Annotated in this window: 24 protein-coding genes and 1 tRNA gene; 14 read left to right on the forward strand and 11 right to left on the reverse strand. The window is 71.3% G+C overall.

The annotated features are described in order from the left end of the window. Positions 1-47: 47 nt before the first annotated feature. The 3 genes from ASD90_RS22130 (at position 48) to ASD90_RS22140 (ending at position 3,198) form a co-directional block, all read left to right on the forward strand. On the forward strand, positions 48-1,319 hold the full coding sequence (locus ASD90_RS22130; RefSeq protein ID WP_056761497.1) for an aspartate kinase: 1,272 nt from the start codon (positions 48-50) through the stop codon (positions 1,317-1,319). A gap of 146 nt (positions 1,320-1,465) precedes the next feature. Beyond that, entirely contained in the window at positions 1,466-2,653 is a 1,188-nt protein-coding gene (locus tag ASD90_RS22135; protein ID WP_162260243.1) for a DUF6544 family protein, read from the forward strand. A 98-nt stretch (positions 2,654-2,751) separates the two neighbouring features. Continuing rightward, positions 2,752-3,198, forward strand: coding sequence for a hypothetical protein (locus tag ASD90_RS22140; protein ID WP_200958679.1), 447 nt, complete (start codon positions 2,752-2,754; stop codon positions 3,196-3,198). A 24-nt stretch (positions 3,199-3,222) separates the two neighbouring features. Here the strand turns inward: ASD90_RS22140 and ASD90_RS22145 are convergent, their stop codons facing one another. Next, positions 3,223-4,554 carry an NAD(P)/FAD-dependent oxidoreductase gene (locus ASD90_RS22145; RefSeq protein WP_157610589.1) on the reverse strand — a complete coding sequence of 444 codons (1,332 nt, stop codon included), beginning with the start codon at positions 4,552-4,554 and terminating at the stop codon, positions 3,223-3,225. Positions 4,555-4,774: 220 nt separating this feature from the next. Here ASD90_RS22145 and ASD90_RS22150 point away from each other — a divergent pair, with 220 nt between their 5' ends. Both ASD90_RS22150 and ASD90_RS22155 read left to right on the forward strand, forming a co-directional pair. Next, positions 4,775-4,987, forward strand: coding sequence for a hypothetical protein (locus ASD90_RS22150; protein WP_157610590.1), 213 nt, complete (start codon positions 4,775-4,777; stop codon positions 4,985-4,987). A 75-nt stretch (positions 4,988-5,062) separates the two neighbouring features. Next, positions 5,063-6,097, forward strand: coding sequence for a DNA topoisomerase IB (locus ASD90_RS22155; RefSeq protein WP_056761510.1), 1,035 nt, complete (start codon positions 5,063-5,065; stop codon positions 6,095-6,097). A gap of 82 nt (positions 6,098-6,179) precedes the next feature. On the opposite strand, the gene ASD90_RS22160 is transcribed toward ASD90_RS22155, so the two are convergent. Further along, positions 6,180-6,668, reverse strand: a complete 489-nt coding sequence (locus ASD90_RS22160) for a pyridoxamine 5'-phosphate oxidase family protein (RefSeq protein ID WP_056761513.1) — start codon at positions 6,666-6,668, stop codon at positions 6,180-6,182. A 224-nt stretch (positions 6,669-6,892) separates the two neighbouring features. Further along, positions 6,893-8,302 carry an MDR family MFS transporter gene (locus ASD90_RS22165; RefSeq protein ID WP_369793648.1) on the reverse strand — a complete coding sequence of 470 codons (1,410 nt, stop codon included), beginning with the start codon at positions 8,300-8,302 and terminating at the stop codon, positions 6,893-6,895. Positions 8,303-8,597: 295 nt separating this feature from the next. On the opposite strand from ASD90_RS22165, the gene ASD90_RS22170 reads away from it, so the two are divergent. Continuing rightward, the gene (locus tag ASD90_RS22170; protein WP_056761518.1) at positions 8,598-9,719 is read left to right on the forward strand and encodes a glutamate--cysteine ligase; all 1,122 of its coding nucleotides are present in this window, start codon (positions 8,598-8,600) and stop codon (positions 9,717-9,719) included. A gap of 21 nt (positions 9,720-9,740) precedes the next feature. Here ASD90_RS22170 and ASD90_RS22175 read toward each other — a convergent pair whose 3' ends face one another. Continuing rightward, on the reverse strand, positions 9,741-10,448 hold the full coding sequence (locus tag ASD90_RS22175) for a hypothetical protein (protein WP_056761522.1): 708 nt from the start codon (positions 10,446-10,448) through the stop codon (positions 9,741-9,743). A gap of 147 nt (positions 10,449-10,595) precedes the next feature. Between ASD90_RS22175 and ASD90_RS22180 the strand changes: the two genes are divergently transcribed. Both ASD90_RS22180 and ASD90_RS24495 read left to right on the forward strand, forming a co-directional pair. Continuing rightward, positions 10,596-11,111, forward strand: a complete 516-nt coding sequence (locus tag ASD90_RS22180) for a DinB family protein (RefSeq protein WP_056761524.1) — start codon at positions 10,596-10,598, stop codon at positions 11,109-11,111. 167 nt (positions 11,112-11,278) lie between these two features. Further along, the gene (locus ASD90_RS24495) at positions 11,279-11,557 is read left to right on the forward strand and encodes a hypothetical protein (protein ID WP_235506877.1); all 279 of its coding nucleotides are present in this window, start codon (positions 11,279-11,281) and stop codon (positions 11,555-11,557) included. Between the two features lie 232 nt (positions 11,558-11,789). Here ASD90_RS24495 and ASD90_RS22190 read toward each other — a convergent pair. Next, positions 11,790-11,866 (reverse strand) — tRNA-Pro (locus tag ASD90_RS22190). Between the two features lie 112 nt (positions 11,867-11,978). Continuing rightward, a complete protein-coding gene (locus ASD90_RS22195) occupies positions 11,979-12,917 on the reverse strand; it encodes a metallophosphoesterase (RefSeq protein WP_056761530.1) in 939 nt (312 codons plus the stop codon). An 80-nt stretch (positions 12,918-12,997) separates the two neighbouring features. On the opposite strand from ASD90_RS22195, the gene ASD90_RS22200 reads away from it, so the two are divergent. Further along, entirely contained in the window at positions 12,998-13,453 is a 456-nt protein-coding gene (locus tag ASD90_RS22200) for a GatB/YqeY domain-containing protein (protein WP_056761533.1), read from the forward strand. 162 nt (positions 13,454-13,615) lie between these two features. On the opposite strand, the gene ASD90_RS22205 is transcribed toward ASD90_RS22200, so the two are convergent. Then, on the reverse strand, positions 13,616-16,057 hold the full coding sequence (locus ASD90_RS22205; RefSeq protein WP_056761536.1) for a transglycosylase domain-containing protein: 2,442 nt from the start codon (positions 16,055-16,057) through the stop codon (positions 13,616-13,618). 284 nt (positions 16,058-16,341) lie between these two features. Between ASD90_RS22205 and ASD90_RS22210 the strand changes: the two genes are divergently transcribed. Continuing rightward, a complete protein-coding gene (locus ASD90_RS22210; protein WP_056761538.1) occupies positions 16,342-16,647 on the forward strand; it encodes a WhiB family transcriptional regulator in 306 nt (101 codons plus the stop codon). 74 nt (positions 16,648-16,721) lie between these two features. On the opposite strand, the gene ASD90_RS22215 is transcribed toward ASD90_RS22210, so the two are convergent. The 4 genes from ASD90_RS22215 to ASD90_RS22230 form a co-directional block, all read right to left on the reverse strand. Continuing rightward, entirely contained in the window at positions 16,722-17,897 is a 1,176-nt protein-coding gene (locus tag ASD90_RS22215; protein ID WP_056761541.1) for an ArsA family ATPase, read from the reverse strand. Further along, a complete protein-coding gene (locus tag ASD90_RS22220) occupies positions 17,894-18,958 on the reverse strand; it encodes an ArsA-related P-loop ATPase (RefSeq protein ID WP_056761543.1) in 1,065 nt (354 codons plus the stop codon). Before ASD90_RS22220 ends, ASD90_RS22215 begins: the two co-directional genes overlap by 4 nt. A gap of 169 nt (positions 18,959-19,127) precedes the next feature. Further along, positions 19,128-19,943 carry a hypothetical protein gene (locus ASD90_RS22225; protein ID WP_157623265.1) on the reverse strand — a complete coding sequence of 272 codons (816 nt, stop codon included), beginning with the start codon at positions 19,941-19,943 and terminating at the stop codon, positions 19,128-19,130. Between the two features lie 331 nt (positions 19,944-20,274). Continuing rightward, on the reverse strand, positions 20,275-21,036 hold the full coding sequence (locus ASD90_RS22230) for a S9 family peptidase (RefSeq protein ID WP_056761549.1): 762 nt from the start codon (positions 21,034-21,036) through the stop codon (positions 20,275-20,277). 73 nt (positions 21,037-21,109) lie between these two features. On the opposite strand from ASD90_RS22230, the gene ASD90_RS23695 reads away from it, so the two are divergent. From ASD90_RS23695 to ASD90_RS22245, 4 genes are read left to right on the forward strand one after another with little or no spacing between them, the layout of a single operon-like run. Continuing rightward, complete coding sequence (locus tag ASD90_RS23695; protein ID WP_142179199.1) at positions 21,110-21,265, forward strand: DUF4177 domain-containing protein; 156 nt, start codon at positions 21,110-21,112, stop codon at positions 21,263-21,265. A gap of 14 nt (positions 21,266-21,279) precedes the next feature. Next, complete coding sequence (locus ASD90_RS22235) at positions 21,280-21,744, forward strand: RidA family protein (protein ID WP_020145788.1); 465 nt, start codon at positions 21,280-21,282, stop codon at positions 21,742-21,744. Positions 21,745-21,761: 17 nt separating this feature from the next. Beyond that, positions 21,762-22,625: an NUDIX hydrolase gene (locus ASD90_RS22240; RefSeq protein ID WP_056761636.1), complete on the forward strand. Its 864-nt coding sequence runs from the start codon at positions 21,762-21,764 to the stop codon at positions 22,623-22,625. 40 nt (positions 22,626-22,665) lie between these two features. Further along, positions 22,666-23,463 carry an MBL fold metallo-hydrolase gene (locus ASD90_RS22245; protein ID WP_056761552.1) on the forward strand — a complete coding sequence of 266 codons (798 nt, stop codon included), beginning with the start codon at positions 22,666-22,668 and terminating at the stop codon, positions 23,461-23,463. Positions 23,464-23,474: the final 11 nt, after the last annotated feature.

Below are 23,474 nucleotides of genomic sequence, written 5' to 3' on the forward strand. Positions count from 1 at the left end.
GGTCACACCGCAGACCTGCCGAGACCCCGAGAAGATCCGGAGCCAGTGTGAGCATCGTCGTCCAGAAGTACGGCGGTTCGTCCGTGTCCGACGCCGAGGCCATCAAGCGCGTGGCCCGGCGCATCGTCGAGACGCAGCGGGCCGGTCACTCCGTGTGCGTCGTCGTCTCCGCGATGGGCGACACGACGGACGAGCTGATGGACCTCGCCGAGCAGGTCACGCCGGCCCCTCCGGCCCGTGAGCTCGACATGCTGCTCACGTCGGGCGAGCGCATCTCGATGGCCCTCGTGGCCATGGCGATCGCGCAGCTCGGCGCCGAGGCCCGCTCGTTCACCGGCAGCCAGGCCGGCGTCATCACCGACGACGCCCACGGCGCAGCCCGCATCATCGACGTGACGCCCGGCCGCATCCAGAGCGCGCTCGACGCCGGTCACATCGCGATCGTCGCCGGCTTCCAGGGCGTCAGCCAGACGACGAAGGACATCACGACCCTCGGTCGCGGCGGCTCCGACACGACGGCCGTGGCGCTCGCCGCGGCCCTCGGGGCCGAGGTCTGCGAGATCTACACCGACGTCGACGGCGTCTTCACGGCCGATCCGCGCGTGCTGCCCAACGCCCGCAAGCTCGACGTGCTCTCGATGGAGGAGATGCTCGACCTCGCCGCCAACGGCAGCAAGATCCTGCACCTGCGCTGCGTCGAGTACGCCCGCCGCTACGGCATCCCGATCCACGTCCGCTCGTCGTGGTCGCGGAAGCCCGGCACGTGGATCAAGGACAACCCCTACGAAGGAGAAGGCGCCGTGGAGGCACCGATCATCGCCGGCATCGCCCACGACCGCAGCGAGGCCAAGATCACGATCGTCGGGGTGCCCGACCGGGTCGGCATCGCGGCCAAGATCTTCGGCGCCATCGCCGAGGCCGGCCTCAACATCGACATGATCGTGCAGAACGTGTCGGCCGCCGAGACGGCCAAGACCGACATCTCCTTCACGCTGCCCAAGGCCGACGGCCCCAAGGCGATGTCGGTGCTCCAGGCGATCAAGCACGAGGTCGAGTACGGCGACCTGCGCTTCGACGACGGCGTCGGCAAGATCGCCCTCGTCGGCGCCGGCATGAAGAGCCACCCCGGCGTCTCGGCGAAGTTCTTCGGCGCGCTCGCCGAGGCCGGCATCAACATCGAGATGATCTCGACCTCCGAGATCCGCGTCTCGGCGGTGACCCGCGCCGAAGACCTCGACGAGGCCGTCCGCGCCGTGCACACCGCCTTCGGCCTCGACTCGACCGAGGACGCCATCGTCTACGGCGGCACCGGCCGCTGAGGCCCAGCCACCGCTCCCGTCGAGAGGTCACATCCGTCCGGGCGTGACCCCTTCGTCGTGTGAGCCACCGGTCGCGTGACCTTCATGACGATGCCGCGGTGACCACCTCGTCGGGCGAGAGACTGGTGTGGGAGGAGGTGACCGCCATGCTCCTGAGGCGTGTCATCCGCTGGATGGTGATCGTCGTCATCGCCGTGCACGGGCTGCTCCACCTGCTGGGGGCGGTCAAAGGTTTCGGATGGGCGGACGTGCCCGCGCTGACCGCGGACATCGGGCCCTGGGCGGCCCTCGCGTGGCTCACGGTTGCGCTGCTCGTGCTCGCGGTGGCAGTCCGCCTCGCTCGGGGCACCTGCCCGTGGTGGCCCCCGCTCCTCGCCGCGATCCTGTCTCAGGCGCTCATCGTCTCGGCCTGGCAGGACGCTGCGGCCGGCACCGCCGTCAACGTCCTCCTGCTCGCGGTCGCCGTTCATGCATGGGCGCGCACCGGGCGGCGCAGCCTCCGTGCCGACTATGCCCGTCACGTGGAGGCGGCACTCTCGCCAGCCCGCGCCCAGCAGGTCGTCACCGAGGGCGACCTCGCGGATCTCCCCGGGCCGGTGGCCCGATACCTCCGTCGCTCCGGAGTCGTCGGCCATCCCGCTGTCGTCGGCTTCCGCGCCTCCATCCGCGGCCGGATCCGGGGCGGCCCGGGCAAGCCGTGGATGCCGTTCGCCGGTGAGCAGGTCAACGTCTACGGCACCGATCCCTGCCGCCTGTTCTTCATGGACGCGACGATGATGGGCCTGCCCGTCGACGTCCTGCACGTCTTCGACCGTGGAACAGCCACGATGCGCGTGCGTCTCGCGTCCGTTGCGCCGATCGTCAAAGGTGCCGGACCCGAGATGGACCGCGCCGAGACGGTCACCGTCCTCAACGACCTCTGCCTGCTCGTGCCGGCGGCTCTCGTCGGTGCCCCGATCAGCTGGGAGTCGCGCAGCGACGAGGTGGCGACGGCGTCCTTCACCCTGGGACAGCAGACCGTCGCGGCGGACCTCGGCTTCGCCGAGGACGGCCGGCTCGTCGACTTCGTCTCCGACGACCGCCTGCGGTCCTCCCCGGACGGCCGGACCTTCACGCAGCAACGCTGGTCGACCCCCGTACGCTCCGAGCGGGAGTGGGACGGCAGGCGCGTATGCGGTGTGGGCGAGGCGCGCTGGCACGCGCCCGACCCCGAGGGCACCTTCACGTACCTCGAGTTCGTCGTCGACGAGTGGTCGCCCATCGAGGGTGTGGCGTGGGCGTCGGCGGTCGCTTCGCCTTCGACGCGCGGGCTGGGGTCGTCCGCTCTAGGTTGAGGAGGCATGAAGACACCCACCCGCACGGTCCTCGTGGCTGCCACGGCCGTGGCCCTGGCACGTGCCTGTCGGCGGGGGTCGGCGGCCGCACCTACCTCGTGAGCGGCGGCGTCGACCCGGCCCGTGTCTTCAGCTCGACCGACCACGGGCGCACGTGGACCGTCGCCGACAGCCCGGTCGCGGGTGGTGGGTCGGCCGGCATCTTCTCGGTGAGCTTCCGGGACGCCCGGCGCGGCGTCGTCGTCGGCGGCGACTTCGCGGCACCGACCGGCGCGGTCGACAACGCGGCGTGGACGGCCGACGGCGGGCGCACCTGGACGACGTCGACGAGCAACCCGTCCGGCTACCGGTCCGGCTCGGCGTGGGTCCCGCGCACGGCCCGCACGGTGCTGGCGGTGGGTCCGTCGGGCTCCGACGTCTCGACCGACGGCGGCCGCACGTGGTCGACGTTCGACACCGGCAGCTTCGACTCGGTCGAGTGCACGCACGACGGCGCCTGCTGGGCGTCCGGCGATCAGGGACGCGTCGCGGTCCTCACCCGCTGACCGACCTGCCGACCGACCGGCGGGTCAGGCGGGGACGGCGGCGGCCACGACGTCGGCGAGCGCGTCGCGGGTCGGTCCGGGGTCGGGTTGCGGGCGCCAGCCCGTGCGGTAGACGGCCCGGGCCCGGTCCTCGACGGCGCCGAGCGACGACGGGAGCGCCTGCATCGAGAGGTAGGGCCCGACGGCCGCACCGATCGACGGGTCCTGCGCCGCGGCCATCATGATGACGTCGGACGGCAGCCGGGCCGACAGGTCGATGTCGTCGCCGGCCCAGCGTCGCGCGAGCGCGTGGTCCATCGTGATGTGGTCCTCGACCCACGGGCGCATGCCGGCCTCGTCCCACGTGTCGAGCTCCCCTCCGATGGCCTCGACGTCGCTGCCGTGCACGTCAACGAGGCGCAGCAGCTCGCTGACCTGCGTCAGCGACGTGGTGAGGCCACGGCCGAAGTTCGGTGTCGTCGTGCACACCGAGTCGCCGACGAAGACGAGGCCGGGCAGGGCCAGCGCCCCTGACGGCCCGCGCTGCCCGCGGTAGACGTTGAGCAGCGGACCACCCGGCAGCACGTCGGTGACGGCTGCCGAGACGTCGGGGTCGGTCCAGGCCCGCAGGCCGGGGATGGCGGCGGCCGCAGCCTCGAAGGCCCGGGTGTGGCGCAGGGCTACGAGCTCACGGTCGCCGGTCGACCGGATGATGAGTGCGGAGAAGATGCCCCTCTCGTGGAGGAAGACGATGACGAGGTAGCCGACGTAGTTGCCTTGCCAGGCAATGGCATTCGTCATCGGTGGTGTGTCGACGCCGGGCCGCAGGCGGTAGACGCGGTCGACGTAGGCGATGCCGCACTCGCCACCGATCCCCGGGGCGCGCAGGTGCCGGTTGACCCGTCCGGAACGGCCGGAGGCGTCGATGACGAGGTCGGCCTCGAGGTCCGAGCCGTCGACGCGTACGCCCTGGGCACGGCCGGCCCTCGTCGTGACCCCGTCGACGTGCCCGAGGCGCACCTCGAGGCCAGGCTGCTCCAGTGCCGCGGCGCGGACGGCCCGCTCGAAGGTCTCCCGGCGCGAGCGGACGCCGCCCGGCACCGTGCGGCCGTCGCCGAGCGGCATCTCAACCGGTTCGGCGCCCTGGGCCATCCAGGCGTCCCACGCCGCGGGGGCCTCCGCGCGGAGCACCGCCCCGACCTGTGGCCGGAAGGCGTGCGCGTGGTGGAACTGCATGACCCCGCGCCGGGCCCAGGGGCTGCCGTCGTCCGGCGGGCCGGGGTCCCGGTCGACCGCGACGACCGCGTGGCCACGGCGCGCGAGACCCATCCCCGTGACGAGGCCCGTGGGGCCACCGCCGATGACCGCGACTCTCACGACCACCACCCCTTCCGCCCTCTCCACAGTGGGAGCGGGGTGAGCCGACGTCAAGCGGTTTGACGTCGCCGGGCGGCTCCCGCGACGGTCTGCGGCATATGTCCACGGCGGCCTCCTCCGGGGCGGAGGAAGGGGAGACAGTCGGTTCCTTCCGGAGGAGCATGGGTATGGGCCAGACACAACACGACCACCTACTCGGGGCGGATAGGTAATGAGCAACGTGACCCCTCACGAATCACACCTGCAGAGCGACGGGTCGGTCTTCCCGCCCGTCACGCCCGATCCTCCTCTGCCGCCCGGTCAGGCGGAGATCAAGGTGCCCGACATGGTCCCGGTCGCCTCTCCGGACGGTCCCGACACCGAGGTGTCGACGCGCGAGACCACCGACGCGACGTCAGAGGTCGCGGGCGTCCGGCCCGATCCCGCTGACTGAGCCACCCTCGGCTCACCGCATCGCGTTGCGGCGCGGTGCGGTTGGCCCGCGACCCGGTGCGGGTATCTCCTCGGTGTGAGACTTCGCCAGAGCACGATCGACAAGCCCGGGATCCGTCGCGTGCGACGTGGCAAGGGCTTCAGCTACGTCGATGCCGACGGGAAGGCCGTCGACGCCGAGACCCGCGAGCGGGTCACCGCGCTCGTCATCCCGCCGGCCTGGCAGGACGTCTGGATCAGCCCGCACCCCAACGGCCACATCCAGGCCGTCGGCACCGACGACGCGGGCCGGCGCCAGTATCTCTACCACGAGGCCTGGCACGAGGCTCGTGGCCGCGAGAAGCACGACCGCGTGCTCGTGCTCGCTCGCAAGCTCCCCGCGTCGCGCAAGCAGATCGCGGCCGACCTGCGCACCAACGGCCTGACGAAGAAGCGCGTCACGGCCGCCGGCCTGCGGATGCTCGACGCCGGGCTCTTCCGCAGTGGCGGTGAGGAGTACGAGGCCGAGCACGGCTCTCACGGTGTCGCGACGCTGCTGCGCTCGCACGTCACCGTCAGTGGCGAGGACGTCACCTTCGAGTTCCCGGCGAAGTCGGGGGTGACCCGCGAGGCCGTCATGACCGACCAGCTGTTGGCGCGGGTCGTGCTGTCCCTCAAGCGAAGTGGCTATCCCGGGGAGCGGCTGCTCGCCTACCGCGACACGGATGGCTGGCACGAGCTGCGCTCGAGCGACCTCAACGTCGCCTTCAAGGAGCTCGTCGGCGAGGAGTACACCGTCAAGGACCTCCGCACGTGGGCGGCCACCGTGACGGCGGCCGTCGCACTCGCCCGGACCGGACCGGTCGACTCCGAGCGCGAGCTCAAGCGCGCCGAGAAGGACGCGATGAAGGTCGTCTCCGAGCACCTCGGCAACACGCCCGCCGTCGCCCGCGGCTCGTACGTCGACCCGCGAGTCCTCGACGAGTACGCCGTCGGTCGCACCATCGCGCGCAGCCTCTCGCGCCTGACCAAGGCCGACCGCACCCGTCTCGAGCTCGGCGAGCTCGTGCGGGTCCGTGACCGTGACGCGCTGGAGCGAGCCGTGATGCGGCTCGTCAAGGGTGCCGCCTGAGGGTTGACTCAGACGCAGGTATGCCGTTGGGTTCCTCTCGCGCAGAAGGGAACCCAACGGCATTCGTGCAGTCTTCAGGCGGTCAGAGGTCGACGACGTCGTTGTCGCCCTCGAGGCGCTCGCCGGTGACCTTCGCCTTGACGAAGTTCGCGATCTGCGTGACCTTGGCCCCGGGGGAGTCCCAGTACTCCGCCGAGTCGGCGCTCACCTTGATGATGATGTTGTTCGGGTTCTCCGGGCCGCCCTCGAGCCAGGCACCGGTGAAGGTGTCCCACAGCTCGGCCAGCTTGGCGTTGTCGTCGACGATGGTCGCCGTCCCGGACAACGACACCCATGAGCTCTTCGAGCTGTAGGCGACGTTGACCCGGGCGGGCGACTGGGTCGCGATGTCGCGGGCCTTGTGGCTGTCGCGCTCGGCGACGAAGAGCACGTCACCGTCGAACTCGACCTCCTGCGTCGCCATCGGGTGGCTCACGAGCACCCCGTTCGAGTCCGCGTGCGTCAGCATCGCGATCCGGATGTCCTTGATCAGGTCGGCGACCTTCGTGGTGCCGTCGTCGTGCTCGCTCATGGAGTTCTCCTCGTCGTCGGGGGTCGTGTCGCTGTCTCCCGCGACGTACCCGCTGCCCCGTGGAGTCGGTCGCCGCTGTCGAGGGTTACGACGAGGCGGCGACGGCCGGGACGTCCCACCGCGCGGGATCATCCCGCCGCGCGGGATCACCCCGCCGCGGCTAGGTTGCTCACTTGCGTGGGACCGAGCGCTCGCTCGAGTGGGGTCGGCTGACGAGGAGCGGCTCAGGCGGTGGACCGCTCGGCCTCGGTGACGTCGGCATCGTCGGCCGCGGCCGGGCCACCGTGGGCGACGTCCTCGGCCCGCGTGTGCGGCATGAGCAGCCCGGCCGCGATGGTGGCGACGGCGGCGACGAGAACGGCGAGGAAGACGGCCGTCGAGCCGGCCTGCACGGCCTCGCTCGACGCGGCGCCGCCCTCGGCCGCGATGACGGCGTTGGCGATGGCGCCGAAGATCGCGACGCCGACGGCGCTGCCGACCGAGCGCATGAACATGTTGGTGCCCGTCACGACGGCGCGTTCGTTCCACGGCACCGAGGCCTGTGCCGCGATGAGGGTCGGGGTGGCCACGAGCCCGAGTCCCAGGCCGACGACGAGGCACGATGCCGCCGTGGCCCAGACGTTCGGGGTGGACGACGTGAGCCACAGGGCCAGGGCCCCGAGGGTCGCGACGACGAGGCCGATGAGCGCGGTGGGGCGGAAGCCGATGCGCATGTAGAGCCGGCCCGACTGCGATGCCGAGATGGGCCAGCCGATGGTGAGGGCGGCGACGGCGAGGCCGGCCACGATGGGGGTGGCCCCCGTCGAGCGCTCGAGGAAGGTCGGCACGTAGGACGTGAGGCCGACGAGGACGGCACCGACCCCGATGCCGATGAGGCACGTCGCGACGATGAGGCGGCGGGTCAGCACCTCGAGCGGCAGCACCGGCTCCGGTGCGCGGTGCTCGATGAGCCCGAAGACGACGAGGAGCACGCCACCGACGACGAAGGAGCCGACGCTCTGCCACGAGCTCCACGCCCAGGCCTGTCCACCCTCGAGGACGGCGAGGATGAGCAGCGTCAGCGCGACGGTGAGGACGCCGGCACCGGCGTAGTCGATGCGGTGGCGGCGGCGCTCGACGGACTCGTCGTAGTGGCGCCACAGCATCCCCGCCGCCAGCAGGCAGAAGGGGATGTTGACGAAGAAGATCCAGCGCCACGAGGCGAACTGGGAGAAGACGCCACCGAGGGTCGGCCCGACGACCGACGAGACGGCCCAGACGCTCGCGATGTAGCCCTGGGTCTTGGCGCGCTCGGCCACGGTGTAGATGTCGGCGGCGATGGTCGTCGTCATGGGCAGGACCGCGCCCGCGCCGAGCCCCTGCAGCGCCCGCATGATGATGAGCGATCCCATGTCCCAAGCGAACCCGCACAGGATGCTGCCGACGAGGAACAGGCCGATGCCGAAGAGGATGACGGGCTTGCGGCCCACCGTGTCGGCGACCTTCGCGTAGACCGGCACCGAGACCGCCTGCGCGAGAAGGTAGACGGAGAAGAGCCACGGGAACTGCGTCAGCCCGCCGAGGTCCTCGACGATCGAGGGAACCGCCGTGGCCAGGATGGTCGAGTCGAGCGCGATGAGCGACGTCGACAGCATGAGCGCGATGAGGATCGGCCCGCGTTCGGAGCGGAATCCCAGGGTGGACGAGGTCGACACGATCCTCCTGCTGGTGTTGGGGCAACAAAGAGGGACAACGCACGCGAGCGCGGTTCATTCCCACCGTCCCGACATCCGGGCCCCTCGTCCCTCCCCGCAGGCGCCGACCGCAGGCCAGACTGGTCACGCGGAGCAACGGGCGTATGCCGTCCGGCGCGCCGGGCGCCACGGGGCGCCCAGGAGCGCCACCGGGCCACACGGCATACGTCCTCGGTCGTGTTCCGGAAGGAGCGCCATGGTGCGGACCCTCGGTGTCGAGGAGGAGATGCTGCTCGTCGACGTCCACGACGGCCGTCCGCGGTCGGTCCAGGGGCAGCTGCTCGTGCGCGCCGCACACCGTCAGCAGGAGGTCACGGGCGCCGGCGTGCACGGGGCCGTCGAGGGGGAGTTCCAGCAGCAGCAGATCGAGATGCACACCGCGCCGACCGCCGACCTCGCGACGCTGCGCACCGAGGTCAGGCACTGGCGCTCCGAGGCCGTCGTGGCCGCCCGTGGGACCGGGTCGAGCGTCGCCGCGCTCGCCACCTCGCCGCTGCCCGTGCACCCGGTCGCGGTGAAGTCGGAGCGATATGCCTGGCTGGAGGACCGCTACCAGCTCACCGCCCGCGAGCACCTGATCTGCGGCTGCCACGTCCACGTCTCCGTCGAGAGCGACGAGGAGGGCGTCGCCGTTCTCGACCGGATCCGCGTCTGGCTGCCGACCCTGCTCGCCCTCAGCGCCAACTCGCCCTTCTGGAACGGCGAGGACTCGGGCTACGCGAGCTACCGGAGCCAGGCGCTCGCGAGGTGGCCGTCGTGGGGGCCCACGGGTGTCTTCGGCTCGGCGGACGCGTACCACCGCCTCGTGCGCGACATGGTGCTGTCGTCGGTGATCCTCGACGAGGGGATGGTCTACTTCGTCGCCCGGCTCGCGGAGCACTACCCGACCGTCGAGGTCCGGGCCGCGGATGTGTGCTTCACCGTCGAGGAGGCCGTCGTCGTGGCCGCCCTGTGCCGTGGGCTCGTCGAGACGGCCGCGCAGGAGTGGGCCTCGGGGACGAGGCCGCCCGACGTGCGGACCCCGATGATCAGGCTCGCGACGTGGCAGGCCGGGCGTGACGGGCTCGACGGCCACCTGCTCGACTGGAGGACCGGTCTGCCCGCGCCGAGCTGGACGGTGCTCGACGCGCTCCTCGACCACGTGGGCCCGGCGCTGGAGGCAGCCGGCGACCTCGCGGCCGTGCAGGAGGGGCTCGCGCGGGTGCGCGCGGAGGGCAACGGCGCCGCGCGGCAGCGCGCCATGCTCGCGCGCACCGGACAGCTCGTCGACGTCGTCGCCGAGTCGGTGCGCGCGACGGCCCTGAACGAGGAGGACTAGCGCGAGCCCTGCCGCCCCGCGTCAGTCCGGGGCGGGGAAACGGACGTCGTCGATAGGGCCGGCGAAGACCCGACGCGCGATCTCCATGTGGCCGATGACGTAGCCGACACCGGAGGCGGCCCCCACGAGCGAGACGACCGCGGTGCCCGCTCCGGCGACGTCGGCGATGAGGGCACCGAGGGTGCCGGCCACGATCCCGTTGACGACCATGAGGAAGAACGCGGTGCTGCCCACGATGTGCAGCACGAGGTTGCGACGGTAGCCCAGCGAGTAGGTCTGCATGAGCCCGCGGTCGTCGTCATGGACCGACGCCGTCAGGTAGGGCGCGATCTCCGGGGCGAGCTCGACGTAGGCGTGCCGCAGCCGGTTCATCGCCCGGATCAGGTCGGCATCCTCCCGGCTCGCGAGGTTGACCCTGATCGCCGTCAGCGAGCCCATGACCAGGGCGGCCGCCGCGAATCCGATGGCCATGACCCGGAACGGCGTGCCGAAGCCGGTGGCCTGCGCGGTCAGCGCCAGCACGACCAGGAAGGCGGACACGACGGTGAGGTAGATCGTGATCCGGCTCATGATCTCCGACCACGTCATCGAGCGGGTGCCGAGCAGGCTCCAGTGCTCGGTCGAGAGATAGACCGGCAGGCCCGGCGTCGTCGAGTCGCGCAGGCGGGGAGGGGTGCCGGGCCCCTCGGGGTCGGCGGACTGGCGTGCCGAAGGCGGCTCGTCGCTCATCGTGGTCTCCGTCCGTGCTCGGGGCCGGACGCCGAGCCGGCACCTCCGCACCAGTCTCGCGCCGGGTCGAGCTCGACACACGAGGTTTTCGGTCGGTGCCGGCAGGTCTCCATGGCAGGCGGCGGGGCTTGCTGTGAGGATGGCGGGATGACGTGGACCGCGCCCGAGGTGTCGTTGCCGCAGTTCGAGCCCGTGGGGGACGAGCGGACACTCCTCGAGGCCAGGCTCGCCTGGCGACGGGCGGTGCTGCTCGACAAGTGCGCCGGCCTGACCGGCGAGCAGCTCGCGGAGCGCTCCGTCCCGCCGTCCAACCTGTCGTTGCTCGGGCTGGTCAGGCACATGGCCAAGGTCGAGCGCGGGTGGTTCCGCGAGTTCATCGGCGGGGAGGAGCTCGAGCCCATGTACGACCCGGCGCTCGGGCCGGACGCCGACTTCGAGGACCTCGACCCCGCTCGCGCCCAGGCCGACTACGCGCGGCTGGTCGAGGAGTGCCGGCTGGCCGAGGCGGCGCTCGCGACGATCTCGCTGGACGAGGTCCTCGCGACCGGCAGCGGGCAGATGTCCGTGCGGGCCGTCGTGGGCCACATGATCTCGGAGTACGCCCAGCACATCGGGCACGCCGACCTGCTGCGGGAGTGCATCGACGGCCGGACGGACCGGTAGGGCTCGACACCGCCGAGCCGGGCGATGGCGGCCGTGGTGCTGCGCTGCCTCGGCAGAGGTGGCAGGCCGCTCCCGATGCATGGCTGCCACGCCGTGACTGAAGACACCAGCGAAACCGGTCGCGACTCACCCTTGACGCCCCCCCGGATGGCTGGAGGAGGATTCGGGTGAACCGTCTGATCCCTGGAGGAAATATGTCCGATCACACGATCGCGTCCGACCATGAGCACGTTCCTGACGACGGCTGCGAGACCGTCGAGCATGGCGACCACCTCGACCACGTCCATGGCTCCGAACGTCACGCCGAGCAGGCCGTGCACACCGACCACGGCCACGTGCACGCCGAGGGTGACGGTTGCGAGACGGTCCAGCATGGCAACCACGTGGATCACCTGCACGATGGGCACCGCCACTACCAGCACGGCGACCACGTCGTCGAACACTGAGGCTCCACATCTGCCGCTGCCCTGGAACTCGACCAGGAGATGGCGACTGACCTGGACGAGCACATCTGGCGGCCAGCACGATCAATGACCCGGCCCGTGCGCTGACGGGGATGCTCGACCTGACGCGTGGTGAGCACGGCCACCTGCTCGCGAGGCTGCTCGACGTCGTCCCCGGCCATGACGAAGGGCCTGGTGGAAGGCGACTCCGTCGCTCTCCACCAAGCCCTTCGGATGGTCGGGGTGACAGGATTTGAACCTGCGACCTCTTCGTCCCGAACGAAGCGCGCTACCAAGCTGCGCCACACCCCGGTGCTGCATCTACCCCTGATCCGTGGACCGGAGGCAGCAAGGAGAGATGCTAGCGCAGCCCCCCGCCCATCTCCGAATCGGGCTCGTCGACCGCCACGACGACCGTGCGGGTCTAGCCGTGCGAGCGGGGGACGAGCGTCAGGAGGATTGCCTCGGGACGGCAGGCCAGGCGTACGGGAGCGGTGGGCGCGGTGCCCAGCCCGGCGGACACCTCGAGCCACGCGGCGCCCTCGGGAGCCTGCGACGACGGCCGGGACCCGGCGCCCGGCCACCAGCGCGACAGACCCTTGACGCGGCCCGTGTCGAGGTCGCAGTTCGTCACGAGAGCGCCGTAGCCGGGCACGCAGACCTGCCCGCCGTGGGTGTGGCCGGCGACGATGAGGGCGGCGCCGTCGGAGGCGTACGCGTCGAGCACCCGCTGGTAGGGCGCGTGCGTCACGCCGAGCGTCAGGTCCGCGTCGGGCGAGGCCGGACCGCGCACGAGGTCGAGGCGGTCGTAGCCGAGGTGGGGGTCGTCGACGCCGCGGACGTCGATCCGCAGGCCGCGCACGGTGAGCGAGTCGCGACGGTTCGTCAGGTCGACCCAACCGCGAGAGCCGAGGCCGCGCACGAGGTCGGCGGTGGGGAGCCGCTGCGTCGTGCCGATGCCCTTCGCGAAGTTGCGGGTCAGGTAGCCGAGGGGGTTCTTCAGCTTCGGGGCGAAGTAGTCGTTGGACCCGAGGACGAAGACGCCGGGGATGCCGAGGAGCCGGTCGTACGCGTCGAGCAGGGCGGGCACCGCATCGGGCGCCGCGATGTTGTCGCCCGTCGTGATGACGAGGTCGGGGTCGAGCGACGCGAGGCCGTGCACCCACGAGCGCTTCGCGCGCTGGCGCGGCAGCAGGTGCAGGTCGGACAGGTGCAGCACCCGCAGCGGCTCTGCGCCGTCGGGCAGCACCGGCACGTCGAAACGACGCAGCACGAAGGCGTTGCGCTCGACGAGCGAGGCCCAGCCGAGCACCCCGGCGCCGGCGATCCCCAGGCCCAGGACGGTCTTGGTCACGGCACGCATGGGGCCCATCCTCGCACCCGGGGGCGCGACCCCTGACAAACCGGTCGGGCCCCGCGTGGCCGACCTGACAGACTGGCCCCATGAGCACCCTCAAGGAGCAGCTGAAGTCCGACCTCACGTCCGCGATGCGCGAGCGGGACCAGGTCCGGGCCGGCTCGCTGCGGATGGCCCTCACCGCCGTCACGAACGAGGAGGTCGCCGGCACCGAGCACCGCGAGCTCACCGACGACGACGTGCTCAAGGTCCTCACCAAGGAGGCCAAGAAGCGACGCGAGGCCGCCACGGCATACGTCGGCGCGGGACGCCCGGAGCTCGCGGCCAAGGAGGACGCCGAGCTCGCCGTCCTCGAGGCGTACCTCCCGAAGCAGCTGGGCGACGACGAGCTCGAGGCGATCGTCCGCGAGGCCGTCACGGCCTCCGGAGCCACGGGTATGCCGAAGATGGGACTCGCGATGAAGGCCGCCAACGCTGCCGTGGCCGGCCGCGCCGAGGGTGGACGCGTCGCTGCCATCGTGCGCCGCGTCCTGGCCGGCTGACTCCGGCTGCCCGCGCTGTGCGGCACCGTGATGATCATCCTCGCGAGGCGGTGGCGCCGACGGGAGCGCTGCGACGCGCGTCACGCGTGGGCCGTGATGCCCGGTGCACCGAAGACGACGAAGGCCCGACGCGGATCGCGTCGGGCCTTCGTCATCGCTGGGTCAGCCGCGGCCTGGTGGCTTCGTCGGTTTGCCGCCCGGTTTGCCGGGCCCGGTGTTGCCGCCACCTCCGGTGCCGCCGGTGCCGCCCGTGCCGCCTGGTTTGATGATGGTCGTCTGGGGCTGGGGGAGCTGCTGCCGGTCAGCGCCGCGTGAGGTGTAGATCGTCACGAAGCTGCCGCTCGGCGCCTGGCCGTAGGGCGAGGTCCCGGCGACGAGGCCGTTCGGCACCGACGAGCTCATCGTGCCACCGACGCCCGCGGAGAAGCCGGCCGCCTGGAGCGTCGTGATGGCATCGCCGACCGACATGCCCGTGACGCTCGGGATGTCGACCTGGTCGCCCTTCAGCAGCTTGTCGGACGGTTCGCCGAACTTGACGTCGGGCTGGCCGTCAAGGGCCCTGTTCATGATGGCCTTCCAGATCGGTGCAGCGATGGCTGCACCGTGCATGACCGGGTAGAACTCGCCGCCGACGCGGACGTTCTTCATGACTCGCGTCACCGGGTCGTACGGCGTACCGACCCAGACCGCCGTCACGAGCTGCGGCGTGTAGCCCACGAACCACGACTCGTTGTTGTTGTTCGCCGTTCCGGTCTTGCCGGCCGACTGGCGGTTGCCGTCGTCGAGCTGGTTGCGGATGCCCGACCCGTTGGTCATGTTGTACTCGAGGAACTTGTCGGTGGCGCGGGCGACGTCGGGCTCGACGACCTGGTCGCACTTGGAGGCCGGCAGCGCGATGTTCTTGCCGCCTTGCGTGATCTTCGTGACGGCGACCATCGGGCACTTCTTGCCCTCGGCTGCGAGCACGCCGTAGGCGTGCGCGACGCCCTGCGGGGAGACGTCGTCGCCACCGAGGATGTACTGCGGGGCGTACTTGCCGATCGTCTGGCCGTCAGCGCGGTGCAGCCCGAGACGGATCATCGTGTCGCGGACCTTGCAGCCGCCGAGCTGCTCGACGAGGGCGACGAACGCGGTGTTGGTCGACAGCGCCGTCGCCTCCATGAGCGAGATCTTGCCGCCCTTGAACGGCGTGTCGTTGCGGACCTTCCAGGGCTCACCCGGGCCGCAGTTCTTGGTGCCGCCGGGCCACTCCTTGGGCGTGTACGTCGCCTTGCTCTCGCCGCCGGCGGCCTTGGCGTCGACCGACGACTTCGTGTTCATGCCGGACTGCATGGCCGTCACCAGCGCGAACGCCTTGGCCGTCGAGCCGAACTGGAAGCCGCCGGACCCGCCGTACTTCTTGTCGAGCGCCCAGTTGATGCCCGTCTCACCGCCGGCGTCCTTGCTGACGGAGTACGAGGTGTTCTGGGCGAAGGCGAGCACCTTGCCGGTGTTGGGGTCGGCGACGTAGGCCGCGGAACCGATGCGGGCCTTGTTGCCGATCGGCACCTTCTTGGTGATCTCCTTCTGCGCGTAGTCCTGCAGCTTGGGATCGAGCGTCGTCGTGATGGTGACGCCGCCGCGGTAGAGGGTCCGCTTGCGCTCCTCGACCGTCTTGCCGAGCTGCGGCATGGCCAGGGCGTAGTTGACGATGAAGTCACACCAGTACGGGTAGGGCGAGGCGAGGCACGTGCTCTTGGGCTGCGTCACGCGCATGTCCTGCTTGAGCGTGCGCTTCTTGGCGGCCTGCCACTGCTTGTCGGTGATCTTGCCGAGCTCGTGCATGCGGTCGAGCACGACGTTGCGTCGGGCCACGGCCTTCTTCGGGAAGTTCACGGGGTCCGTCGTGCCGGGGTTCTGCGTCAGTCCGGCGAGGAGCGCCGCCTGGGACAGGCTCAGCCTGCTCGCCGGGACGCTGAAGTAGTGCTGGGCCGCGGCCTCGACGCCGTAGGCGCGGTCGCCGTAGTAGACGAGGTTGAGGTAGCCCTCGAGGATCTGGTCCTTCGACAGCTTCTTCTCCAGCGTGATGGCGTACTTCAGCTCCTTGAGCTTGCGCATGTAGTCCTTCTTGACGGCCTCGGCGGCCGCCTCCTCGTTGCCGGAGCTGAGGGCGGAGTACTGGAGCGAGATCTTGACGTACTGCTGGGTGAGCGACGAGGCGCCGACCGAGGAGCCGTTGCGCAGGTTGGAGATGACGGCGCGGGCGGTGCCCTGGATGTCGATGCCACCGTGGTCGTAGAAGCGGTGGTCCTCGATCGCGACCTGGGCCTCGCGCATGATCGGCGCGATCCTGGTCAGCGGCACGACCGTGCGGTTCTGCTCCTGCGGCGTGGCGATGACGGTGCCGTCGGCCGCGAGGATGCGCGAGGTCTGGGCCAGCGGGTCGGTCGTGAACTCGCTCGGGAGCTCGTTGAAGACGTCGACCCCGCTGCGGGCGAGGGCGCCCGTGGCGCCCACCGCGGGCATCACCAGGCCGGCGGCGAGCAGGCCGAGCACGAGCGCGGACGCGAGGAACGCGCCGAGCAGGCTGATGACGCCGCCGATCGAGGTAGTGCGTGAAGACATGGGCCCAAGGGTAACCGCTCACCCTATGGCCACAGTTTCTCCGCAGCCACCCGGGTCTGCGGGTGTCTCAAACGGGCCGTTCGCGCCTCGGATGACCATGGCGCCGGCCCCGAGGTGACTAGTCACCGTCTCAACTAAATGGTCCATAGGTGCTATGTCGGGCCGGGGCCAGCGCTCGTAATGTCTCGTTTGGGCCTTAGGGGGGTCCACTTGATCAGGATCGGTGGGACGGTCCGCGGTCAGTCCGGATGTCATGGGAGGCGCCGGGCGGGGAGGGGTAAACAATGAGTGCTGTCGCAATCGTGGATCCGTGGGTGGACGAGTGGGCCAGTCAGGCCAGCTGTTCAGGCACGGACCCGGATGCTCTGTTCGTCCGAGGCAAGGCCCAGCACGACGCGAAGGCCGTCTGCAAGACGTGTCCGGTCCTCGCGCAGTGCCTGGCCGAGGCTCTCGACAACCGGACCGAGTTCGGCGTCTGGGGAGGCATGACCGAGCGCGAGCGTCGGGCCCTGCTGCGCAAGCGGCCGGACATCACCTCGTGGAAGTCGGCGCTCCGGGCGGGCATGGCCTCACAGGTCAAGCACGACTGAGCCGCATCCACACCGACCGGTCTCCGGTCGCACGAGCCATACGTGAGCGGGGCCGTGGCCACCTGAGGGGTGGTTCACGACCCCCCTAGCGCGTGTCCGATCTCGCGCAGGCTGTCGAGGTCGTGGACGTCGCGTCCCAGCGCGGGCACGTTCACCACGGGTATGCCGGGGTGTGACCGTGAGAAGCGGTCCGCGAGCTCCCGCTGTCGCTCGGCCGTGCGCACGAGCGATGCGTGGAGCCGCAGCAGGCCGGCGGCGTTCGACGCCGACTTCGGACCTCCGCCCTCCTCGAGCGACTCCGCGGCGGCGAGCGCCCGTGACGGGGTGACTCCGGTCGCCGAGACGCGGCCGATGCGGTTGACGACGAGCCCGGCGAGCGGCATACCGTCCGCCTCGAGGCGGTCGACGAAGTAGGACGCCTCGCGGAGCGCGTCGCGCTCGGGTGCGGCGACGACGAGGAAGGCCGTGCCCTGCTCGGACAGCAGCCGGTACGTCTCGTCGGCGCGCTCGCGGAAGCCGCCGAACATCGTGTCGAGGGCGTTGACGAAGGTCTGGACGTCGCTGAGCATCTGGCCGCCGAGGATCTTCGTCATCGCGCCGGTCACGATCTGCACGCCGACGCCGAAGACCTTGAGGCCTGCGCGGCCGCCCGCCTTGGCCGGCGCCGTGAGCAGGCGGATGAACCGTCCGTCGAGGAAGCTGCCGAGCCGGTTGGGGGCGTCGAGGAAGTCCAGGGCCGACCGGGACGGCGGGGTGTCGACGACGATGAGGTCCCACGGGGCGTCCTCGGTGCCGGCGCTCGCCTTGAGCTGCCCGAGCTTCTCCATCGCCATGTACTCCTGCGTGCCGGCGAAGGAGCTGCTCACGGCCTGGTAGAAGGGGTTGGCGAGGATCTGCTCGGCCTTGCCCGGCTCGGAGTGGGCGATGACGACCTCGTCGAAGGTCCGCTTCATGTCGAGCATCATCGCGTGGAGGCTGCCGCCCGCGGAGGTGTCGATGTCGGTGACCGGCCGGGGTGTGTTGTCGAGCTCGGTGAGGCCGAGCGACTGGGCCAGACGACGAGCCGGGTCGATCGTCAGGACGACCACCTTGCGACCCGACTCGGCGGCGCGCAGGCCCAGGGCCGCGGCCGTCGTCGTCTTGCCGACGCCGCCCGAGCCGCAGCAGACGACGATCTGGGTCGCGGGGTCGTCGATGAGCGCGTCGACGTCGAGCGCCGGAGCCTTGCTCGAGACGGGGCCGGGGCTCATGCGTCGACCGTGCCGGCACCAACGTGCGGGTCGACGTGCGAGAGCTGCGGGTCGACGTGGTGGACGAAGAGCGGCACGAGGAGGTCGGCGAGCTCGCGGACCGAGCCGGAGTCGACGCCGTCGGGCAGGGCAGGCAGCGAGGCGATCGGAAGCCCGGTGGCCTCCAGGAGCGCGAGCTGCTCGCGCTCGAGGTCGATGCGCTGGGCGTGGTCGCGGGCCTCCTCGAGCAGGCCGTCGACGAGCTCGGGCGTCGCCTTGACGCCGGCCTCGCCGAGCTGGGTACGGATCGAGGGCTTGTGCAGCCGACCCTCGCGGGCCTTCTCGAGCGCGGTGTCGTCGAGGAGTGGCTCGCGCACCATGTTGACGATGATCGCGCCCGGGTGCAGACCCTTGGCGCGCAGGTCCTCGATGGCCTCGAGCGTCTCCTGGACCGGCATCTCCTCGAGCAGGGTCACGACGTGCACGACGGTCTGCTCGGACTCGAGCAGGCGGGTGATCGAGCCGGCCTGCGAGGCGATCGGCCCGACGCGGGCGAGGTCGGCGACCTCGGAGTTGACCGAGAGGAAGCGGCCGATGCGTCCCGTCGGCGGGGCGTCCAGGACGATGCCGTCGTAGACCGGGGCGGCGTCGCCCTTGTGCTTGCCGTCGCGGCGGCGCCGGTTGGCCTCGTAGATCTTGCCGATGAGCAGGACGTCCCGGACGCCGGGCGCGATGGTGGTCGCGAAGTCGATGGCGCCGAACTTCTCGAGGAGCTTGCCCGCGCGTCCGAGCTTGTAGAACAGGTGGAGGTACTCCAGCAGGGCGGCCTTGGGCTCGATCGACAGGCCGACGACCTCGCCGCCCCCCGGCAGCCGCACGATGCGGGTCTCGTCGGTGCCGAGCGGGGGCACGTCGAAGGTCTGGCTGATGCCCTGGCGGCCCTCGACCTCGGTCAGCAGCACGTGGGCCGGTGTCGACGCGAGGGCGAGTGCGATCGCCGAGGCGACCGTGGTCTTGCCCGTGCCGCCCTTGCCGGTGACGACGTGCAACCGCGCTCGCGCAAAGGTGGGGCCGGTCGTCACGCGTCCACTCTAGGACCCGCCCCACACCCACCCCCGTTCGAGGTGATCCCGGTAGCACCGTGGGTGTCGGAATCACCTCGAACGAGGCCGACCCACCGCCGGTTCGAGGTGATCGCGGTAGCCGCACCGGTGGCGGGATCACCTCGAACCGGTGCGAGCGGGACGTGCGTCAGGCGGCGGGGTGCTCGAGCTGGGCGTGGCCCTGGGCCACCTGGCTCATGAACTCGTCGGTGAAGACACGCAGCCCGACGAGGTCGATGCGGAGCGCGCGGTCCCCCTTGAGGACGAGCGCGTTGGTGCGGAGGTTGTCCGCCGAGACGGCCAGAGCGCGCCCGTGCTGGACGCCGTCGATCTCGACCACGAGCCCGTTGCGCCAGCGGACGTCGAGATAGACCCGACCTCGATCGGTGCGCACGACGACCTGCCGGTCCGGCTCCGGGAGCCCGCGCTCGCGGCACAGCCGGGCGAAGTCGAGCTCGCCCAGCGACTGCACACCGAGCGCGATGTCACGCACGACTTCCTTGACGAACGCCCTGCGACGTCTGCCCCGAAGCTGCCTGGTTGCCCGCAGCAGCTGCTCCGGGGAGGCCAGTCCCTGCTGCGCCGTCATGAGCAGGATGAGCGCCGCCTGCCGGTTGCTGACGGCCCAGTGCGCCGCACGGACCGCTGCCACCGCCGGGCGTGTCCGGGGGATCCCGACCTCGATCACCTCGCCGTCGACGCGCCGGATCACCTTGTGCGGCGCCACACCGCGGGGCCAGGTCACACGGGCAGTGTGGACGACGGAGCAGTGGATCGCCGGGTCGTCGTAGTGCTCGAGTCCGGCGACCTGAAGCGCTGTCACGCCATCGAGCGCGGCGACGTCCGGCCCGACCTCCCAGACGGCACGCCACAGGGTCTCCTCACGGCTCAGTGGACGGGTGTGCACGGCGACTGTGACGTCGCCGTGCACCACCCACCGCTCCGAGCGAACTTCGTAGGCCACGTGACGTCGCTCGATACCAGCTGACCGAAGCATCGCCCGCGACACGACCCCGCCGTGACGCTCGGCGAGATCACGGGCGATCCGCCGTCGTTCCGAACCCTTCATGCGTCCCAAGGTCGCGGTGTCCCCGGTCCGGGGCGAGCGGCATACGCACGCCTGTGGACGGGGAGGCAGCGGCCGGGTGGGGCTGTGGATACCCGGTTCGAGGTGATGTCGGCACCGCCGTGGCCCCCGCGATCACCTCGAACCGAGGGAGGCGACGCCGAGTCGAGGTGATGTCGAGACCGACGAGGCTGCCGCGATCACCTCGAACCGGCGAGCGCGGGGGGAGTCAGGTGAGGGAGCGGACGGCGGCGAGGACGGATGCGAACGCCTTGGACTGCGGGTCGATGACGGCGAAGTGGTCGGCGCCCGGCACGACCTGCTCGGTCACGTCGCCGCCGGCGGCCTTCGCCTGCGCGACGTAGTCGTGGGCCACGGCCAGCGGCACGGTGTCGTCGTCGGTGCCGTTGACGAGCCGCACCGGCACCTTCGGCGGAAGGGTCGACATCGGGTCGGCCGAGGCCCACGCGGCCGTGCCCGGCCCGGACCCGACGAAGTCACGCGTCGCGTCGGACCCGAGGTGCAGCCGGTCCGCAGCCCCGAGGTCGACGACGCCGGCCAGCGACACGACTCCCGCGATCCCGCGCTCGCGGGCCCAGGTCTGGCCGGCGGCCCACGCGACGAGGTGACCCCCGGCCGAGTGACCGACGAGGACGAGCGGCTTGGGCAGGTCGGGCTGCGCGGCGACGGACGCGAGGAGGTCGCGCACGTCGTCGAGGGTCCCGGGGACGCCGCCACCCGGCATACCGACTCGGCGGTACTCCGCCAGCACCACGTGGTAGCCCGCCGACGCGAAGGCGTGGGCCTCGGGCAGCGCGTGCTCGCGGTCATACTCGGCGCGCCAGAAGCCGCCGTGGACGACGACGACCGTGGCCGTCACCGCCGGCGCGCCCGCGGCCGGCGGGAGGACGTCGTAGACCTGCGCGGCGTCGCTGCCGTAGGAGCGGGTCGAGGCGCTCGCGGGGGACGTCGTCGAAGGGCTGCCCGTCATGGGCGTCATGGTGTCACCCGCGCCGCCGACGCACCCCGAGAGAGCTGTGGTGACACTGAGTAGGGTGATGGCCATGACCCAGTGGGAATACCTCACCGCACCGCTTCTGATCCACAACACCAAGCAGATCCTCGACAACTTCGGGGCGGACGGGTGGGAGCTCGTCCAGATCGTCAACGGTCCCGACGGCACGAGCCTCGTCGCCTACTTTAAGCGCCCGAAGTCCTGAGGAGTCACCGCACCATGTCTGCAGTCGAAGACCGCCTGTCCGAGCTCGGCCTCACCGTGCCCGAGGTCGTGCCGCCCGTCGCCGCCTACGTCCCCGTCGTCCGTGAGGGCGACCTCGTGTTCACCTCGGGTCAGCTGCCCATGGTCGACGGTTCCCTCGCCGCGACCGGCAAGGTCGGCGCCGAGGTCGACGCCGAGACCGCCAAGTCCCTCGCCGAGACGTGCGCCCTCAACGCGATCGCGGCCATCAAGTCCGAGATCGGCGACCTCGACACGGTGACCCGTGTCGTCAAGGTCGTCGGTTTCGTCGCCTCCGACCCGGGCTTCACCGGCCAGCCCGGGGTCATCAACGGCGCGAGCGAGCTGCTCGTCAAAGCCTTTGGTGACAAGGGGATCCATGCCCGTTCGGCCGTCGGTGTCGCTGCGCTCCCGCTGGACGCACCCGTCGAGGTCGAGGTCATCGTCTCCGTCGCCCGGTGAGCGCAGGTGAGCGCCAGGTGACCAGCACCACGGGTCGTCGGTTTCCCCTGACCACGACGCCCGGCATCTCCGACGCGGCCAGTCGCTGGCTCGCGGGGGAGCGCTGGGACGAGGCGGAGCCCCGACGGGCCAGCACCGTGATGCTCGTGCGCGACGGCGACGGCGACGGCATCGGCGGCGTCACCGGTCCCGAGGTCTTCATGCTCCGGCGCGTCTCCGGGATGGAGTTCGCGCCGAGCACGATGGTCTTCCCCGGTGGCTCCGTCGACGAGCGGGACGGCGAGATCGGTCTGCCCTGGGCCGGCCCGTCGCCGTCCGAGTGGGCCGACCGGCTCGGCTGCTCGCCCGCCGAGGCGCAGATGTACGTCGCGGCCGCGATCCGCGAGGTCTTCGAGGAGTGCGGCGTGCTCCTCGCGAGCCCGTCGGCGAGCGGACCGCTGGCGATGGTCGACGGGCCGGAGTGGCTCGACATCCGTCTCGCCCTCGTCGACCGACGGCTCTCGCTGGCCGACGCGCTCCGCGACAAGGGCCTCGTCCTGCGCTCCGACCTCATCGTCGCCAAGGCGCACTGGCTGACGCCCGTCTTCGAGCCGCGGCGCTACGACACGTGGTTCTTCGCCGCGCTCATGCCGCCCTTCCAGGTGGCCGACGGCGAGACCACCGAGGCCGACCAGGCCACGTGGGTGGTCCCGGCCGAGCTGCTGAGGGCGTATGCCGCCGGGTCGGCTCTCATGCTGCCCCCGACGGTCGTGTGCGTGGAGGAGATCCGCGACGCCCCTTGCGCCGCAGACGTCGTCGTGCACAGCGACACCCTCCCGCTCATCATGCCGGAGGTCGTCGACGGTCCTGACGGGCCGGCCATGGAGATCGTCGAGCGATGAGCCCGGTGACGCCGTCGGGTCGGCCTCGGGAGGTGGCGCAGTGATCGGGACCGCGGCCGACCCCGGCTGGCACGGCGGCGTCACGAGTGAGCGCGCCGAGTGCGTGCTGTGCCCCAACCCGTCGCCGATGACCCTCGACGGCACCAACACGTGGCTGCTCGCCGAGCCCGGGTCCGACGAGGTCGTCGTCGTCGACCCGGGACCGCTCGACGAGGGCCACCTCCAGCACGTCCTGCGCCGCGTCGCCGACTCCGGTCGACGGGTCGCGCTCACGCTGCTCACCCACGGCCACGACGACCATGCCGAGAGCGCCGACCGCTTCCACGAGCTGACCGGCGCCCCGGTCCGGGCGTTCGGCCGCGGCCACGACGACCTGTGGGCCGGCGAGACCATCGCCGTCGGCGGCCTCGAGGTCCTCGCCGTCGAGACGCCGGGTCACACGAGCGACTCGTTCTCCTTCGTGCTGCCGGCCGACAACACCCTCCTCACCGGCGACACGATCCTCGGGCGGGGCACCACCGTCGTCGCCTGGCCCGACGGCAGCCTCGAGTCCTACCTCGCCTCGCTCGACCGCATCGAGGCCCTGACCCGGGCCGGCGACGTCACGAGCCTGCTCCCGGGCCACGGGCCGTTCGTCGCCGACGCGGCCGCGACCGTGGCCTTCTACCTGAAGCACCGTGCCGAACGGCTGGACCAGGTGCGTGACGCGGTCGCCCGAGGTGCGCAGACGGCATACGCCGTCGTCCAGCAGGTCTACGCCGACGTGCCGCGGAGCGTCTGGCCGGCGGCCGAGCTGTCGGTGCAGGCGCAGCTGGAGTACCTCCGCACCCACCCGTGAGTGCGAGACTC

It is taken from the genome of Terrabacter sp. Root181, assembly GCF_001428505.1.
In the GTDB taxonomy this organism is placed as follows: Bacteria; Actinomycetota; Actinomycetes; order Actinomycetales; family Dermatophilaceae; genus Terrabacter.